This window comes from Corynebacterium sp. HMSC034A01 (genome assembly GCF_001838175.1).
In the GTDB taxonomy this organism is placed as follows: domain Bacteria; phylum Actinomycetota; class Actinomycetes; order Mycobacteriales; family Mycobacteriaceae; genus Corynebacterium.
The window spans coordinates 42,951-58,919 of sequence record NZ_KV835919.1 but is presented as its reverse complement, the minus strand read 5'-3'; the positions used below and the strand labels follow the sequence as shown (position 1 = coordinate 58,919).

The 15,969-nt window shown below is 65.9% G+C and carries 14 protein-coding genes and 3 pseudogenes; 9 read left to right on the top strand and 8 right to left on the bottom strand.

Translation table 11 applies throughout. From position 1 onward, the window contains the following. The 3 genes and pseudogenes from HMPREF2791_RS00435 to HMPREF2791_RS00425 all read left to right on the top strand — a co-directional run. Positions 1–1,123 (top strand): annotated as a pseudogene (locus tag HMPREF2791_RS00435) (hypothetical protein); the annotation flags it as partial. Between the two features lie 66 nt (positions 1,124–1,189). Further along, positions 1,190–2,542 (top strand): MFS transporter, encoded by a 1,353-nt coding sequence (locus HMPREF2791_RS00430; protein ID WP_070843785.1) that lies wholly within the window; start codon positions 1,190–1,192, stop codon positions 2,540–2,542. Then, positions 2,535–3,728, top strand: coding sequence for a copper oxidase (locus HMPREF2791_RS00425; protein WP_141764872.1), 1,194 nt, complete (start codon positions 2,535–2,537; stop codon positions 3,726–3,728). Before HMPREF2791_RS00430 ends, HMPREF2791_RS00425 begins: the two co-directional genes overlap by 8 nt. Here HMPREF2791_RS00425 and HMPREF2791_RS00420 read toward each other — a convergent pair. Then, positions 3,709–4,092: a cupredoxin domain-containing protein gene (locus HMPREF2791_RS00420; protein ID WP_070472389.1), complete on the bottom strand. Its 384-nt coding sequence runs from the start codon at positions 4,090–4,092 to the stop codon at positions 3,709–3,711. The two genes, HMPREF2791_RS00425 and HMPREF2791_RS00420, sit on opposite strands and share 20 nt — an antisense overlap. 91 nt (positions 4,093–4,183) lie before the next feature. Between HMPREF2791_RS00420 and HMPREF2791_RS00415 the strand changes: the two genes are divergently transcribed. Further along, positions 4,184–4,870: a helix-turn-helix transcriptional regulator gene (locus tag HMPREF2791_RS00415; protein WP_070472392.1), complete on the top strand. Its 687-nt coding sequence runs from the start codon at positions 4,184–4,186 to the stop codon at positions 4,868–4,870. Here the strand turns inward: HMPREF2791_RS00415 and HMPREF2791_RS00410 are convergent. After that, positions 4,867–6,039 (bottom strand): globin domain-containing protein, encoded by a 1,173-nt coding sequence (locus tag HMPREF2791_RS00410; RefSeq protein ID WP_070472395.1) that lies wholly within the window; start codon positions 6,037–6,039, stop codon positions 4,867–4,869. The two genes, HMPREF2791_RS00415 and HMPREF2791_RS00410, sit on opposite strands and share 4 nt — an antisense overlap. Positions 6,040–6,096: 57 nt before the next feature. Here HMPREF2791_RS00410 and HMPREF2791_RS00405 point away from each other — a divergent pair. The 3 genes and pseudogenes from HMPREF2791_RS00405 to HMPREF2791_RS00400 form a co-directional block, all read left to right on the top strand. Next, a pseudogene (locus tag HMPREF2791_RS00405) lies at positions 6,097–7,335 on the top strand (glutaminase); the annotation flags it as partial. Between the two features lie 18 nt (positions 7,336–7,353). Then, positions 7,354–7,728, top strand: coding sequence for an SRPBCC family protein (locus HMPREF2791_RS12355; protein WP_371335875.1), 375 nt, complete (start codon positions 7,354–7,356; stop codon positions 7,726–7,728). 64 nt (positions 7,729–7,792) lie between these two features. Then, on the top strand, positions 7,793–8,950 hold the full coding sequence (locus HMPREF2791_RS00400; RefSeq protein WP_070843782.1) for an alpha-amylase family protein: 1,158 nt from the start codon (positions 7,793–7,795) through the stop codon (positions 8,948–8,950). Here HMPREF2791_RS00400 and HMPREF2791_RS00395 read toward each other — a convergent pair. The 4 genes and pseudogenes from HMPREF2791_RS00395 to HMPREF2791_RS00385 form a co-directional block, all read right to left on the bottom strand. After that, positions 8,929–9,471 carry a hypothetical protein gene (locus tag HMPREF2791_RS00395; RefSeq protein WP_070843781.1) on the bottom strand — a complete coding sequence of 181 codons (543 nt, stop codon included), beginning with the start codon at positions 9,469–9,471 and terminating at the stop codon, positions 8,929–8,931. The genes HMPREF2791_RS00400 and HMPREF2791_RS00395 overlap by 22 nt on opposite strands. 187 nt (positions 9,472–9,658) lie before the next feature. Further along, positions 9,659–9,769: pseudogene (locus tag HMPREF2791_RS12350) on the bottom strand (excalibur calcium-binding domain-containing protein); the annotation flags it as partial. A gap of 16 nt (positions 9,770–9,785) precedes the next feature. Further along, entirely contained in the window at positions 9,786–9,917 is a 132-nt protein-coding gene (locus tag HMPREF2791_RS12345) for a hypothetical protein (protein WP_371335877.1), read from the bottom strand. Between the two features lie 304 nt (positions 9,918–10,221). After that, the gene (locus HMPREF2791_RS00385) at positions 10,222–11,532 is read right to left on the bottom strand and encodes a M20/M25/M40 family metallo-hydrolase (protein WP_070843779.1); all 1,311 of its coding nucleotides are present in this window, start codon (positions 11,530–11,532) and stop codon (positions 10,222–10,224) included. 41 nt (positions 11,533–11,573) lie between these two features. Between HMPREF2791_RS00385 and HMPREF2791_RS00380 the strand changes: the two genes are divergently transcribed. Next, positions 11,574–12,161 carry a TetR/AcrR family transcriptional regulator gene (locus HMPREF2791_RS00380; protein WP_070843778.1) on the top strand — a complete coding sequence of 196 codons (588 nt, stop codon included), beginning with the start codon at positions 11,574–11,576 and terminating at the stop codon, positions 12,159–12,161. Between the two features lie 9 nt (positions 12,162–12,170). Beyond that, a complete protein-coding gene (amn, locus tag HMPREF2791_RS00375) occupies positions 12,171–13,529 on the top strand; it encodes an AMP nucleosidase (protein ID WP_070843777.1) in 1,359 nt (452 codons plus the stop codon). A gap of 183 nt (positions 13,530–13,712) precedes the next feature. On the opposite strand, the gene HMPREF2791_RS00370 is transcribed toward amn, so the two are convergent. Both HMPREF2791_RS00370 and HMPREF2791_RS00365 read right to left on the bottom strand, forming a co-directional pair. Beyond that, positions 13,713–14,420, bottom strand: a complete 708-nt coding sequence (locus HMPREF2791_RS00370; RefSeq protein ID WP_141764871.1) for a PDDEXK family nuclease — start codon at positions 14,418–14,420, stop codon at positions 13,713–13,715. A 202-nt stretch (positions 14,421–14,622) separates the two neighbouring features. After that, positions 14,623–15,852: a dicarboxylate/amino acid:cation symporter gene (locus tag HMPREF2791_RS00365; RefSeq protein ID WP_070843775.1), complete on the bottom strand. Its 1,230-nt coding sequence runs from the start codon at positions 15,850–15,852 to the stop codon at positions 14,623–14,625. Between the last annotated feature and the right edge of the window lie 117 nt (positions 15,853–15,969).

Genomic DNA, 15,969 nt, shown 5'->3' with positions numbered 1-15,969 from the left:
CGGCACCGAAATCCCCCTGCCGGACTGGGGAGCGGACCCCAACCGCCCAGATGTGTTTATGCAGCTGAACTGGATGGCCTCCGAATACGACACCCTCGGCTGCGACACCCGTGCCGCACGCGAGTGCGCAAACGCCAACCGCACCACCTACGCCCCCTCCACCCAAGGCCTAGATGATCTGGTGGACCTGTTCGCCGACCACGGCATTGCCCTGCACATCGACGCCGGCGAGCACTACACCAACATCGCCAACTACACCACCTACTTCGGCGGCGAGACCATCGAATACCGCGACGTCTACTTCTCCCCGAACCGGCACGAGGGTTTCCAGCTCATCGACACCATCAACCAGCTCGGCGAGCGCGCCAACATCTTCCGCCCCGGCGTCCTCGGCGACCGCATGCGCGCAGGCTCCAACGCCACCGGCCTGTCACTGGTAGGAGATAACTCCTTCTACGTCGCCAACCCAGGCGGGCGCGCCACCGACGAGCAGGTGCGCAACTCCATCCTCCACGAGTTCGGCCACACCCTGGGGCTTCGCCACTGGGGCGCCGCCGAATACGTCAACGACATCGTCGAAGGCTCGCCCATGCAGGACGGCTACCACTCGGTGATGAACTACAACCACCAGTTCAACTACTTCAACTACTCCGAACAGCCCTACTTCGCCGACACCCCGCAAGGCAAGGTGTTCATCCCCGCCGACTGGGACTCCCTGGTACTCGACAGCCCGCGTATCGGTGCGTACGCCGAATCCATCGGTGCCCGCGCTGAGATCGCAGAGGTTGAGGTTGAACAACCCGAAGAGATCATCGAGATCGCACAACCCGAAACTGTCGAAGTTGCCGACGAGCACCCCATGGTCGCACTTACCCCGGCCGAGGAAATCCCCGCCGCAGACGCCGAAGCCCAGCCGGGTGAAGTCCCCGCCCAGCCGGCCAAGGACAACGCGCAGGACAAGGTCGAGGACAACGCCAAGGTCGAGGTCAAGCAGGTCAACGAAGCCAAGGCCGAGGCCCCGAAGCAGGCCGACAACAACATCAACATCGCAGCCATCATCGGCGGCGTCATCGCAGCCCTGGCAGCCCTCGGCATCGGCGCAGCATTCCTCGCAATGCGCTAGGCCCACCAACCAATACAGTGCGTCCCTTCGCGGGGCGCACTTTTTCGCGCGCGGTACCATCTGCGCATGACTAAGGCGCAGCGCTGGGGATTTTTCGCGGTGGTCTCGCTCGGACTGCTCATGATTGGCCTGGACAACTCGATTCTGTACACCGCTCTGCCGGCGCTGGAGCACTCGCTGGGTGCCACCCCGGAGCAGGGCCTGTGGATCATCAACGCCTACCCGCTGGTGCTCGCCGGCTTGCTGCTGGGTACGGGCGCGTTGGGCGACCGGGTGGGTCACCGACTGATGTTCATTGTGGGGTTGGCTATCTTCGGCCTTGCGTCGTTGGGCGCGGCGTTCGCGCCCGGCCCTATGGAGCTGATTCTGGCGCGCGGGATGCTCGGCATGGGCGCTGCGGTGATGATGCCGGCCACGCTCGCGCTGATCCGCTTGACGTTTCCGGACGAGCGCGAGCGCAACACCGCCATCGGCATTTGGGGCTCGGTGGCGGTGGCGGGCGGCGCGCTGGGACCGGTGGTTGGCGGCGCACTGATCGAGCACTTCTGGGTCGGCTCTGTCTTCCTCATCAACGTGCCCATCGTCGTCGTCGCCCTCGTGCTCACCGTCGCGCTCGCACCGGAGAACTTGCCCAACCTGGACAAGCAGTGGGATGTGATCTCCTCGTTCTACGCCCTGATTGCGCTGTCGGGCCTGACTATGGCCATCAAGCAGACCGCCCATAGCCCCGCCATCACTGCCGCAGCCCTGGCCGCCACCGCCGTGGGTTCCTGGCTGTTTGTGCGCCGCCAGAACCGCCTGGAGGATCCGCTTTTGACCTTCGATATCTTCCGTTCCCGCCTGTTCACCGGCGGGGTCCTCGCGGCGGCCGGCGGCATGTTCGTTCTCGCGGGCGCCGAGCTGATGACCACGCAGAAGCTGCAGCTTGTCGACGCACTCACGCCCCTCGCTGCTGGCGCCACCGTCGCCGTGATGGCGTTTGCGGCCATACCGGCTTCCACGCTCGGCGGGGCATTTCTGCACAAGATCGGCTTCCTGCCGCTGATCGCCGGCGGGTTCGTCGGTGCGGTTGTGGGTGCGGTGGTGTTGGCGGCCGGATGGACGTCGATAGGCATGGTGCTCCTGGGGCTGTCCGCGGGCTCGGTGATGAGTGTCTCCTCGATCGCCATCATTGGCTCGGCGCCGATGCACCGCTCCGGGATGGCCGCGGGTGTGGAGGAGGTGTCCTACGAGCTGGGCACCTTGATCACCGTGGCGCTGACGGGGTCGCTGCTGCAGGCGGGGCTGGACCGCGGCGCGGACTACACGGACGCCTACACCGGGGTGATCGGCGTGCTGGCGGCGGGCGCCATGTGTTTTGCTGTTGCCACCTGGTGGTGTTTCCGCGACAACCCGAAGTCTGGAGGAGTCAATGCCTGACATGAACCCCCGCGCGTGGCACCGCAAAGCCTCGCGCCCGGTGAGCGTCTGGATGGCGGTGTTCATCCTCGCCGGCCTCGCGCACCCGTTCATCCCGGACGGGTCCTGGCTGCTCATCCACATTTTCACGCTGGGGATTTTGACCAACTCGATCATGTTGTGGTCCCAAAACCTCACCGAGCGTTTCTTGGGGCACAAGCTTGACGACGCCTCCCGGCCCGCCCAACTCACCCGCACCTACCTCCTCAACGCCGGCACCGTCGCCGTCCTGGTAGGCCAGCTCGCGCGGTGGTACTGGCTGACGTGGGCGGGCGCGCTCGTGGTCGCGGTGGCGCTGGCGTGGCACGCGGCGGTACTCTTTAAACAGGTGCGCTCGGCTTCTCGTAAGCATGCCGGGGTCCTAGGCTTTCTCGCCTCCGCGTGCTGCCTGCCCGTGGGCGCGCTGTTCGGCGCCGCGCTGTCCGTCGGCCTGCCGGGGCAGTGGCACGGCGCGGTGCGCCAGGCCCACATGTTCACCAACGTGGGCGGGTTCGTCGGGTTCGCAGCGATGGGCGCGCTGAGCGTGCTGTTCCCGGCGATGTGGCGCACCCGCGGGCAGGACCGCGTCGGCGTGGCGCTCGCGCTGGCCGGCATCGGTGTCGCCGTGGCGGTGGCGGGTTCGCTGCTGCACCTGCCCGTGGTGGTGGGCGCGGGCACCGTGGTGATCCTGGCGGGCTGGGTGTGGCTCTACCAGGGGTTCTTAGCCAGCGCGCTAACTGTGCTGAAGGACCCCCGCGGGCGGGTGACCTACCCGGCGCTGTCCGCGCTGTTCGCGGTGACGTGGTTGATCGGCGGGCTGACCTGGTACGCGGTGCGGATGTTCGGCGGGGCAGGGGAGATCCCCACGCTGCCGCTGCTGCTCGGGTTCGCGGGCCAGCTGCTCATCGGCGCCATGAGCTACCTCATGCCCACCACCATGGGCGGCGGCCCGGCGGCGGTCAAGGCCGGGCTGTACGAGCTCAACCGGGCAGCTTACCTGCGCGCCGGCCTGTTCAACGCGGCGCTTTTGGCCTGGCTGGTGGTGGGCAACTCCTACGCCCGCATCGTGCTGTCCTTTATCGCGTTCGGTGTGCTGGTGGCGTTTTTGCCCCTGATGGCGCGTGCGGTGAAGGCGCAGGTGGCCGTGATCAAATCACGTCGACCTTAAACGTCATGCCCATCGTCTTGTGCCCGGCGATGGTGCACCACCCGCGGGTGTCCTTGTTGAACTCCCCGAAGTAGGTCGTGCTGGCCTCGCCGGGGGAGAGCCTGCCGGAGTTAGCCTCCCCGATCTTCAGGTCGTGCTCCTTGTCGCCGTCGTTGACCAGGTTGACCACCAGTTTGGTGCCGCGCGGGACCTCAATCCGGTCGGGGACGTAGCGCATGCGCTCGATGCGCACGTCCGCGGTGACCACGTCGTCGCCAGTAGGCAGCTCGCCCTCGCGCGACTGCGTGACCGCCGCCGTGGTGGCGACGGCCGCCACACCCGCGGCGACAACCGCCCACGCTGCAACGTCGATAGCACGTGGCATGTGGCCAACACCTCCAAAAACCAAGTTGTCCAACATCTAAGGTTGGAATATACTCCTGACGTAACAACAAAACGCCTCCAGGAGAATGCGCATGGAACGCACTCACGCGCCCCGTCCCGCCGGTGAATTGCTCAACGCGGTCGGCCACCTCAGCCTAAAGCAGCTCGAGGTGTTTCACGTGATCCAGGAAAACCCGGACGGCATCCAGGTCGCCGAGATCGGTAAGACGCTGGGCATGCACCCGAACACCGTGCGCGGCCACCTGGAGGAGCTCCTGGCCGCGGGCGTGGTCTCCCGCCGCGTCGCCTCCGGCACCGGCCGCGGCCGCCCCTCCCACATTTACACCGCTCGCGTGGCGCGCACGAACCTGGCCTCCCACTCCATGATCGCCCTGGTGGAGGTGCTGGCCAGCACCTTGGCGGACAAAGACACCGACAGCGCCAAGCGCCTCGGCCGCCAGTGGGCGGACCGGGTGAACACCCGCCGCCACGAAAACCTCCGCGTGGATTTAGACACCGCGGAGCGCCACACCTGCCAGACCCTGCGCGAGATGGGCTTCGACCCGACACCGCGCCAAGACGCTGCCAGCGCGAAGGTGCGTGAGGTGGGGCTGAACGCCTGCCCCTTCATCGCCGAGGCGGGCACCCGCCCCGCCCCGGTGGTCTGCGCGCTGCACGAGGGCTTCTTGGACCAGGGCGCCGGCGACGTGAAGGTGCAGCTCATCCCGCACGACCGCCCCGGCCAGTGCGGCGCCCGCCTGACCAAGCGCGAGGCTTAGGCGACCAACCAGTCGTTCGGGCTGAACAGCTCGTAGTACACGTTGGCGGGTGCCTTGTCGGCGGGCAACTGGGCTACAGCGTCGCGCAGCGACTGGAGGAAGCCGGTGCCGCCGCACAGGTACACGTCCGCGCCTGCGACGTCGAGCGCGGCCACGTCGATACGCTCGGCATCACCGCGGAAGTAGGTCTGCAGCGACCCATCCTTCAGCCCCTCCACCAGCTCGCGGGTTTCCTGCGCCTGCGCCCAGGATTCCTCGGAGTCGTCGGAATGCACGTAGGTCACCCGGCGCGGATCACCGTTCTGCTCCAGGTGGCGGAGAATGCCGGTCAGGGGGGTGGAGCCGATGCCGGAAGAGATCAGCACCACCGGGCGCTCGCCCGGCTGCAGCACCAGGTCGCCTGCGGCGAGCGTGACGTCCACGGTGTCGCCGACGCTGACACGCTCCTGCAAGAACGAGGAGACCTCGCCGTCTTTCTGCACCGCGATGCGGTAGCGCGACGAGCTGCCTTCGATGATGGAGTACTGGCGCAGCTGCCGTGCGCCGTCGTCAAGCTTGACGCCTATGGACGTGTACTGGCCCGGCCTCGGCTGCGTGAACTCGCCTTCCACGGTGAAGGCGGTCACCGCGCTCGAAAGCTCCTGCTTCTCCATCACCGTGCCGCGGCGGAACACGTCGCCGTCCGCCACACCGTCGGAGGCGTAGAGGTCCTTTTCGGCCTTGATCAGCACGTCCGCCATGAGCCAGTACACCGCGCTCCAGGCCTCCGCCACCTCGGGTGTGACAGCGTCTCCGAGCACCTCGGCGATCGCGGCCATCAGGTTTTCGTACACGATCTGGTACTGCGCCTCGGTCACGCCGAGGGAGACGTGCTTGTGCGCGATGCGGTTGAGCATGACCACCGGGTCGGGTGCGGAGTCGTCCACAAGATGCGACGCGAACTTCACCACCGACGCCGCCAGCGCCTTCTGCTGCGCCTGCTGCTTCTGGTTGCCGCGGTTGAACAGGTCGGAGATCAGTTCAGGGTGGGCGGCGAACATCTTGGAGTAGAACGTGTTCGCAATGGTCTGGATGTTTTCGCCCACCGGTTGGAGCGTCGCCTTGACGGTTTCGGCGTGGGCTTCGGAGAGGTGTGAGTGCTTTGAATCTGGGAGAGTGTCGTTGTACATAAAACCGATTATACCCGGTTTAAACAGTCTCGCAGGGCGGGCCTCTACACTGGCGCCATGCTCTCGTCAGTCAACGATCACCTCCAGGCCATCGTGGACAAGGTCCGCGACCAAGACAGCGGCGACCTCGCCGACTACATCGACGTGCTCAAAAACGCCGACCCGGACAAACTTGCCCTGGCCATGTGCACCACAGACGGCCACCTCTACGCCATCGGCGACGCGGACTACGAGTTTTCCATCCAGTCCATCTCCAAGCCCTTCGTCTACGCGCTCGCACTGGACATGTACGGCGCCGACGAGGTGGACAAGCACGTGGGCGTGGAGCCTTCCGGCGAGGCGTTCAACGCACTTTCGCTTGACGACGACGGCCGCCCCGCCAACCCCCTCATCAACGCCGGCGCCATCACAGTCAACCAACTCATCGGCGGCCCCGACATCCCGGTGGAGCAGCGCAGCGAGAAACTGCGCGACTACTTCTCGCGCCTGGCCGGCCGCGAGCTGTCCATCGACCAGCGCGTGCTCGACTCCGAGCTGGACAGCGCCGAGCGCAACAAGGCGTTCGCGCACATGCTTCGCGACGGCGGCATGATCACCGACGACGCCCACGACGCCGTAGCCAGTTACATCGCCCAGTGCGCAGTGCTGGTCACCGTCGGCGACCTCGCCGCCATGGCCGCCACACTGGCCAACGGCGGCACCCAACCCGTCACCGGCGAGAAAGTGCTCTCCGCCGAGGCCGCCCGCATCGCCCAGGCAGTGATGGTCTCCTCCGGCATGTACGACGCCTCCGGCCAGTGGATGGTCAACGTGGGCATCCCCGCCAAGTCCGGCGTGGCCGGCGGGCTGATTGGAACGCTGCCCGGGCAGCTCGGGATCGCGTCGCTAAGCCCGCGGCTGAACAAACAGGGCAACTCCGTGCGCGGCGTGAAGATCTTCCGCGAACTGTCCAGCTCACTGGGGCTGAACCTGCTGTCCTCCAACTTCTACCTCGCGCCGGGCATCAAGTCCGTGGAGCGACGCGAGGGCGCCGACATCGTGGAGCTGCAGGGCATGATCAACTTCACCGCCGCCGAGAAAATCCTGCGGGGACTTGCGCAACGCCGCCTCAGCGGCGAGAGGCTCATCTTCGACGTCTCCGGCGTGACCGGCTTCAACAAAGCCGGCCGCGACCTGATCAAGGACGGGCTGATGAAGTACAAGGACGACGGCTTCGAGGTGGCCATCTACGACCCGGACCACACCCTGTCCGACTGGACCTTCGCCGACGGCACCACCGCCCAAGCCATCCGCGACTTCACCGCGTCCTTTTCCGTGCCCGCCACCCGCGAGGAGGTCTACCGCGCGATCACCAAGCCAAACAGCTGGTGGGACCAGGAGGCCGAGGGCGACGCCAGCGTCGAGGGCGGCGAATTCCACGTCGAGGACCGCGGCTTCTCCGTCAGCGAGGCCGACGACGGCAAGCGCGTGGTCTGGAACGTCGAACCCACCGACGACAACGACCACGAGTGGGATGACACCTCCCTGATCTTCGACATCTCCGAAGACGACGATGGCGAAACCAAGGTCAACTTCACCCACCGCGGCATCCGCCCGCACGACCGCGGCTACGACGAGATTGCCAAGACCTGGAAGGACCGCATCGCCAAGGGCCTGCAGCCTTTGATCAACCGCGAGGAAAATTCGTAGCGTAGGGCACGGAAAATTCGACCGATAGCGAACGTTTTCGCAGCTAGGAGGTAGGCTCGGGCGCATGCTGGACCGCACAATCTGGTGGCACGTCTACCCGCTGGCCGCCCTCGGCGCGCCGATCCGCGAGGAGCACGATTCGGCCCACCGCCTCCGCGCCCTCGAGCCGTGGCTGGACTACCTGGTCGAACTCGGCTGCAACGGGCTGCTCCTCGGCCCCATCTTCGCTTCCGCCACCCACGGCTACGACACCCTCGACCACTTCCGCATCGACCCCCGCCTCGGGGACGAAGAGGACTTCGCTTGGCTTATCGACGAAGCCTCTGCCCGCGGCATCCACATCATGTTGGATGGGGTCTTCAACCACGTCGCCCGCACGCACCCGTGGGTCGGTGAGGGCCTCGCCGGCGACACGGACTGGGAGGGCCACGGCGAGCTGGCCACCCTGCACCATTCGGATCCCGCTGTCCGCGACGCGGTGGTGGAGATCATGCTGCACTGGCTGCGCCGCGGAATCGCGGGCTGGCGCCTCGACGTCGCATACGCCGTGCCCGCCGACTTCTGGGCAGACGTGCTCGCGCGCGTACGTTCGGAGTTCCCCGACGCGATGTTTTTGGGGGAGGTCATCCACGGGGGCTACGCGTCGATAGGCAAGGCTGGCTCCCTGGACGCCGTGACGCAGTACGAGCTTTGGAAGGCGACCTGGTCCTCGCTGGTGGACGTGAACTTTTGGGAGCTCGCCCACGCGCTCGAGCGGCATCCTGCTGATGTTTTGCCCAACACGTTTGTGGGCAACCACGACGTGGACCGCATCGCCTCCACAGTGGGGCCGGAGAAAGCCGTCCTGGCCGCGGCGGTGCTGATGACGGTGCCGGGCATGCCGTCGATCTACTACGGCGACGAGCAGGGCTTCACCGGCGTACGCGGCGAAAGCTGGTCCGCCGACGACGCCGTACGCCCCGCGCTGCCCGCCTCACCTGCGGAACTGTCGCCTTTAGGGGGCTGGCTATTCACCGAGCACCAGCGGCTGATCGGGGTGCGCCGCCGCAACGCGTGGCTCATCCGCGCGACGGTTCAGGTGCTGGACAAGACCAACGAGACCATTTCGTTTCTGTGCCGCGACGGCGAGCACTCCCTGCAGACTGACCTCTGGCTCACGCCCACCCCCGGCGTGCGCATCCACGCCGGCGACGACGAGCTCTACACCTGGATGTTGAAGTAAGCCAGGATCTGCGCCAGCGCCTGCTGGATCATCTTGATGATGTCCGGCAGCTGCAACGTGGTGATATTCGCCACCGGCACATCGAAGCTGGGGGCGCCGGCCGGCGCGAGGTTGATCCGCTCCGGGAACTGCGGGCGGACGTTCAAGTTCTGGGGGTTCTGGTTGTTCTGCTTCGGCTGCTGGTTCTGTGCTGGCTGGTTCTGCTTCGGCTGGGTGTTCTGCGCAGGCTTCGCGCCGCCTTGGGTTCCCTTCAGGCCGCAGCGGTTCGCGGCTTCGTCGACACGCGACAGCGCGTCCAGGATCTGCGGGCCGCGGCGGTCGAACGCGGCGATCGCGCGCGCCTGGCGGACTTTCTGCTGGTAGTCGGCGTCGTTGGTCCAGTAGCGGGAGGCCTGGTCGCAGGAGATCGGGCCGGACGGCAGCTTGGCCAGGGCGTCGTCGATGGCGTCGGCGCCGGCGGTCGGTGCGAGCGCGACGGTGCCGGCAAGGGTGGCGGTCATTGCGAGGGTGCGGATCTTCATGCAGGCCAGTATGTCACGGATGGGGCAAATGTGGCAGGTGGGATTTGCCGTGGGCTATTGACACTTCTGCAAAATTCGGGGGCGTAAGTCAGCGAGCTTTGCGGTTCTGGCTCTGAAAGACGGAACCCCGACCGCATCGACGCCTTTTTTGGGGCTGCATTTTTGCGGATCGGGGGCGGATCAAAGGCTACTTCGGACGCTTCTCGCAGCCAACTCCGTCGCCGTCCCGATCTAGGTGTGACCCGTAACCAGCGTCGCCGCGGTGAATCGGGCCACCCAGGTCGTTCCACACTGCGCGGCAATTGGGGTACGTCTTAGCGGCGGGAGCAGGCCGCGGTGCGGGTGCCGGTGCCGGAGCGGGGGCCGGGCGCGGTGCGGGTGCCGGTGCCGGAGCGGGTGCCGGGCGCGGCGCGGGAGCAGGCGCAGACTTCGGTGCTGGGTTGCACGGGATGAGTTTTGGTGCGGGGTTCGGGATGAAGCCCTTCTGCATTGCCCAGCACGCGCCGCCAGCCGCCACCGCGGCAAAAGCGAGCGAGCCGACAATGGCGCCCACAATCTCCAGGGTGGACGGTTCATCTTCCCGAGTCTGGGGCTGTGCCTTGGCGGGCGACGTCGTCGTGGCGGTCGTGGGTTCCGCCGCGTGGGTGGCGGGCACGGTCAGTGCCCCGGCAGTGACCGCGATGGCGGCGGTCGTAGCTACGAAGGTCTTCCTCATAAAGCAAGTATTGCACAGTTAATTGCAAGGTTTTACTACGCCCCTACGAAGCGTCTGATCAGGGAACGGTACGCCCGCACGGTCAGGGCCACGTCCTCCACGGCGACGGATTCGTCGTGGCTGTGCAGCTGGCCAAGCACCGAGCCGAGCGTCTCCTCGCGCGCGTGCAGGGCGAACCCGTAGCCGACGCCTCCTTTGCGGCGCGCAAAGCGCAGGTCCGACCCGCCGGCCGCGATGGTGGGCACGACTGGGACGCCGGGGAAGAATTCGTCGAAGGTCTGGCAGATGGCATCAAAAAGCGGGCCGGAGGTGGGGGAAACTGTGCCGTCCTCGGTGATGAGGTGGTTGATTTCCACCTCGTCGGCAAGATCCCCCAGTGCTGAGCGCAACAACGAGTCGATCTCTTCCTGCGTCTGGCCGGGCAGGGGGCGGATGTCCAGCTCCAGCCACGCCTCGGACGGCAGGACGTTGATGCCGTTGCCGGCGCGCAGCACGGTCGGGGAGATGGTCAGGTGGCTCATGGCGTGGGAGTAGCTCTCCAGCTGGCCGAAGGCCTCGTAGCCCTCGCCGCGCAGCAGCGCCTCTTCGGTCGCGGGGTCGAACTTCCAGGCGCGGACGTAGCCTTCCCAGATCTCGTCCGCGCGCACCTCGGGCTCCACAGCAGCTACCCTGCGCGCCACCTCCGCGATCTTCGCCACCGCTAGGTCTCGGCCAAAAGGTGCGGAGCCGTGCCCGGCGTCGCCGTGGACGGTCAGGCGTCGCTGGCCTGCGCCCTTCTCGCCGACGACGACCGCCAGCGCGTCGGAGCCATCAACGGCGGGGATGTGGGAGCCGCCCTCCTCGGACAGGCAGTTCTTCCAGGAGAACTTCCCGTGCTCGGCCAGCCACTTCGCGCCCAGGCCGCCGCGGGCTTCCTCGTCGGCGCAGCCCACGAAGGTCAGGGTGCCGCGCGGCCTGTCCCCGCGGGCCACGTCGCGCACGCACGCCGCCATCGCCGCGGTGATGTAGAGCATGTCGGTGGCGCCGCGGCCGAACACGCGCCCGTCGATAATCTCGCCCCCGAACGGGTCTGTGGTCCACTTGTCTTCGTCCACCGGCACCACGTCGGTGTGGCCGAGGAGTGTCAGCGGCTCGGCAGAAGGGTCGGTGCCCTCCACGGTGAAGCTGATGGACACGCGTCCAGGGTGCGGTTCATAACGCTCCACTAATACGTCTGTACCTGCAAAGAAGGCCTCCAACGTGTCGGCGTTTGTTACCTCCTGTCCAGAATCTGCCGAAAAATAGTTGACGCATCCATTCCGGATGAGGCTTTGCAGCAGTGCGAGGGTGTCATCGGTTAGGCTCATATCACAAAAGCCTAACGTCCAAAGTTTTTGGAGAACCCAGGATGAACCACGATCTGCCGGGACGCAGGTCTGACAGCACGGACCCGCGCGCCCTTCGTACCCGCAAGGCACTTGTCGACGCAGTGCTCCGCCTCCTCAACGACTACGAAGTGGCCGACCTCAACGTGTCGCAAATCGTGAAAGAGGCTGGGGTGAGTCGCCAGGTGTTCTACCAGCACTTCGCCGACCGCGACGCGCTCATCCTCGCCGCCGCCATGGACTGGGTGCTGGACGCCTACGAGCACTTCGCGGACCGTTTCAAGATCGACAAAAACTTCGAGGCATCCGTCGTCGAGCTGGCCAGCGTCGTCGACGGCAAGAACGAGGCCGCCGTGCGCCTGATCGATTCCCCGGTGCACTCCGTATTCGACCACGAGGTGCAGCGGGTCATGCGGGACACGATGCGTGAGCAGCTGCTGCCGCGCTCGAAGGAGTGGGGAGACGCGGACGCAGAGCTCATCGACGACATGTCCCGCGTCTACGTCGCCGGCATGCAACGCCTCATTGAGCAGTGCGTCCGCGAAGGCTGCACCGCGGAGGAAATCGGCCGTCGCGCCGAAGCCGTGCGCCGTGTGCTCATTCGTGAGTAGCCTGGCTGCATGTGTGAGGTACCGGAGGTCGTCGCAAAGCTAAAAGCCCTCTACGAGCAGTCGTGCGAAATCGCGCGCTCGGGGGAGTTCGACCGGTACGGGGAGGTGCGCTACCCCAAACTCACGGTGGAGGTGGAGCAGTGGCGGCCGATCGACCGCTCCGAGCCCTTCGGCTACGTCGACGAGGCCGGCACCTACTCCGCCGTCATCTCGCGCCCGGACCTCATGGAGGGCTACCTCACGGCGCAGCTTGAGGCGCTGACCTCGAACTACCCGTGCTCGGTGGACGTCGGGTACTCGGATGTGGTGATCCCGCCCGCCTATATCAAGGGCATGCCGCCTATCGACGAAACCGCGAACCTGCCCCGCCCCACCCTCGACGAGGTGCACGACGCGATTGTCGACGGCCACTGGGACGCGTTCAGCGGAGAAGAAAAACCGTTGTTCCACTTCGGGCCGCAACGCTTTGACCTGGCGCTGGCGAGGTTAGAGCACTACACCGGCATCGAGGCGGACTCGCTGCAGCGCTTCATCCTGTTCACGAACTACGCCATGCACGTGACCGAGTTTGTGAAGTTCGGTCTGCGCGAGCTGTCGGACCCGTCCTCCAGGTACACCCGCCTGGTGCTGCCCAGCGGGGAGACGGTGTCCGACACTGTGGCGCTGGAGGACCTGGAGCTGGGCTCGAAGTTCCAGATGCCGCGCTACGACCTGGTCACCGAGGACGGCGACGGCATCACCATGATCAACATCGGCGTCGGGCCGTCCAACGCCAAGACCATCACCGACTCGCTGGCGGTCTTAAGGCCCGAGGCGTGGATCATGATCGGCCACTGCGCCGGCCTGGACGCCCGCATGCGCATCGGCGACCTGATTTTGGGCAACGCGTACGAGCGCCACGACCACGTTTTGGATGACTACCTGCGCCGCGAACTGCCCATCCCAGCCGTGCCGGAGATCCAGCGCACGCTGGAAAAGGCGGTGTCGAAGGTCTACGGCTTGGACGCGTCGCTGATGCGCACCGGCACTGTTTTGAGCACGGGCGACCGGAACTGGGAGTGGAAGGACCCGCGCGACCTGTGGGAATGGCTGCGCGGCTCCACCGCGGCCGCCGTGGACATGGAGTCGTGCACCATCGCCGCGAACGGCTACCGCTACCGCGTGCCCTACGGCACCCTGCTGGCGGTGTCCGACCTGCCGCTGCACGCCGTGCCGAAACTGCCCGCCGGCGCGCAGGCGTTCTACTCCAACTCGAAGGAAGCCCACGTCATGTGCGCCGTCCGCGCCGTGGAGAAGCTCGCGCGGCACCCCGAGAGGCTACGCACGCGCAAGCTGCGCCGCGCGATCGGCGAGGTGCCGTTTAGGTAGTCGGCGATAGGTTTGTTGCGAGTGTGCTGACCTGCGGGTTTCCGGGTCGATACCTCGAAGTCGATAGGCCTATGTCGATAGTTGCAGGTCAGCGACTTCTGGTACACGTGACTGTGAAAGTGTATCCAACGCTGTGACCAGGAACTATCGACATAGAGGTATCGACATGGGCATATCGACCCGTCAGTACCCCTTTGCCAGCCATTTCCGCACGGTGGCAATAAACTTGTCCGGGCGCTCTTCGAGGTAGCGGGGTGAGAAGCGGAGTACCTTGAACCGGTCGTTTTCGATCTCGTTTTGGCGCTGTTTCTCCTTCATGAGCTGCTCGTCGGTCTTGCCGTACGTTTCACCGTCGTATTTGATCCAGCCGTCGATCTCGATGACCAGCCATCCGTTGACAAGCAGGTCCACCCGGTACTTCCTGCCCAGCACCCACACATTGACCTGCACGTCGGTGATGCCGGCGGCGAGTAGCAGCCCGCGCGCGTACGACTCCGGCGCGGAATCCGGACGAGTCGACACGTGCTGCGCGGCGAAGCGGGCAGCAACCTTTCCGGGGAAGGTCGGCTGGATTTCCACCAGGGTTCGCAACCGTTCCGGTGCGCACCCGCCGTGTTTGGCCAGCCAGTCAGCGATGACTAGAGCGTGGGCGAAGCCGTCGAAACGCGCGACGTCGAAGAATGTGCGCAGCGGGGAAGTCGTGGACATCGCCGTCCCCCGCACCAGGTCGCGCTCCGCGAGCCGCCCCTTGACGTACTGCACACCTTCCGGCCACTGCGAGCGCGGCGGGACGTGCCGGGCGACTAGCGCGACCCGGTCAAGCGGCGTATTGGCCACCCACATGTCGTTCAAGTACGCCGACGCGCGTCCGGTGATCACTGCCTGTCGCACGGACAACCCCACGCAGTAGGCCCGTGCCCAGTGCTGTTGGTTTCGTTGTAGCTCTGTGTATGTGGTGCGGCTCAGGGCGTGGGTCGTCGATAAGCGAATGAGCTCCTTGTTTAGGAGCGCTAAGCGTTGCGGAGAGTCCGCCCCCCGAACGTCAACTAACTGGCTGCGAATATCCGTTTTCCAATCCCCCATGGGGGAAATGCTACCAGCGGGACTCGTCGAGGATCTTCTCGCGCTTGGCCACCACCGTTGCCACCACGGACTGGCCGGTGACGTTGACGGCGGTGCGGCCCATGTCCACGATCGGGTCCACCGCGAGCAGCAGGCCCACGCCGGCGAGCGGTAGGCCCAGGGTGGACAGGGTCAGGGTGAGCATGACGGTTGCGCCGGTGGTGCCGGCGGTGGCCGCAGAGCCCAGCACGGACACGATGACGATGAGCACGTAGTCCGAGATAGTCAGGTCAATGCCGTAGAACTGCGCCACGAACAGGGCGGCGATGGCGGGGTAGATGGAGGCGCAGCCGTCCATCTTGGTAGTGGCGCCGAGCGGGATGGCAAAGGACGCGTACTCGCTGGGCACACCCATGGATTCCTCGGTGGTGCGTTGGGTCACCGGCATCACGCCCATGGACGAGCGGGTGGCGAAACCCAGCGTGGTCACGGGCCACACGCGGCGGAAGAACTCCAGCACCGGGATGCGGTGCGCAGCAAGGATGATGGGGTAGAGCGCGAAGATCACCAAGGCCAGGCCGATGTAGATGGCCAGCACGAACTTGCCCAGCGAGCCCAGCGCGTCCCAGCCGTACGACGCCACCGCGTTGCCGATCAGCGCGGCGGTACCGATCGGGGCGAGGCGGATGATCCACCACAGCACCTCTTGGACCACCTTGAGCAGCGAGCCGGAGAACTCGATGAACGGCTCGGCGGGCTTGCCCACGCGTACCGCGGCGATGCCGAGCAGCAGCGAGACCACCAGGATCTGCAGCACGTTGAACTTCACGGACTCGCCGGAGACACCCAGGCCGAGGATGTTGGCGGGCACCACGGAGTCCAAGAAGCCCATCCAGGAGCCTGTCGACGTCGGCTCCGCCGCAGTCGCCGCATCCACCGAGGTGTTCGCGCCGGGCTTGATCACCAGGCCGACTGCAATGCCGATAAGTACAGAGAAGAACGCGGTGATGGCGAACCACACCAGGGTCTGCACGGCCAGGCGTGCGGCGTTGGTGACCTGGCGCAGGTTGGCGATGGAGGTGACCACCGCGGTGAACACCAGCGGCGGGATCAGCAGTTTGAGCAGCTGGACGTAGGTGGATCCGACCCAGTCCAGGGTGTCGGCCAGTGGCTCGACGTCCACGGCGATGAAGCCGAGGATGAGGCCGATGATCAGGCCGTAGATGACTTGTGCGCCGAAGCTAGTTGCCCATTTAGGCACGAGCGGCTCCTTCTAGACAGAACTGTTCACCTATGTGATAAAGACGTGGATAACCTACTCCTCCGGCCCGAAAAAGCAAACCGGAAAAACAGACAACACGGTCTGTTTTAGGCTCAG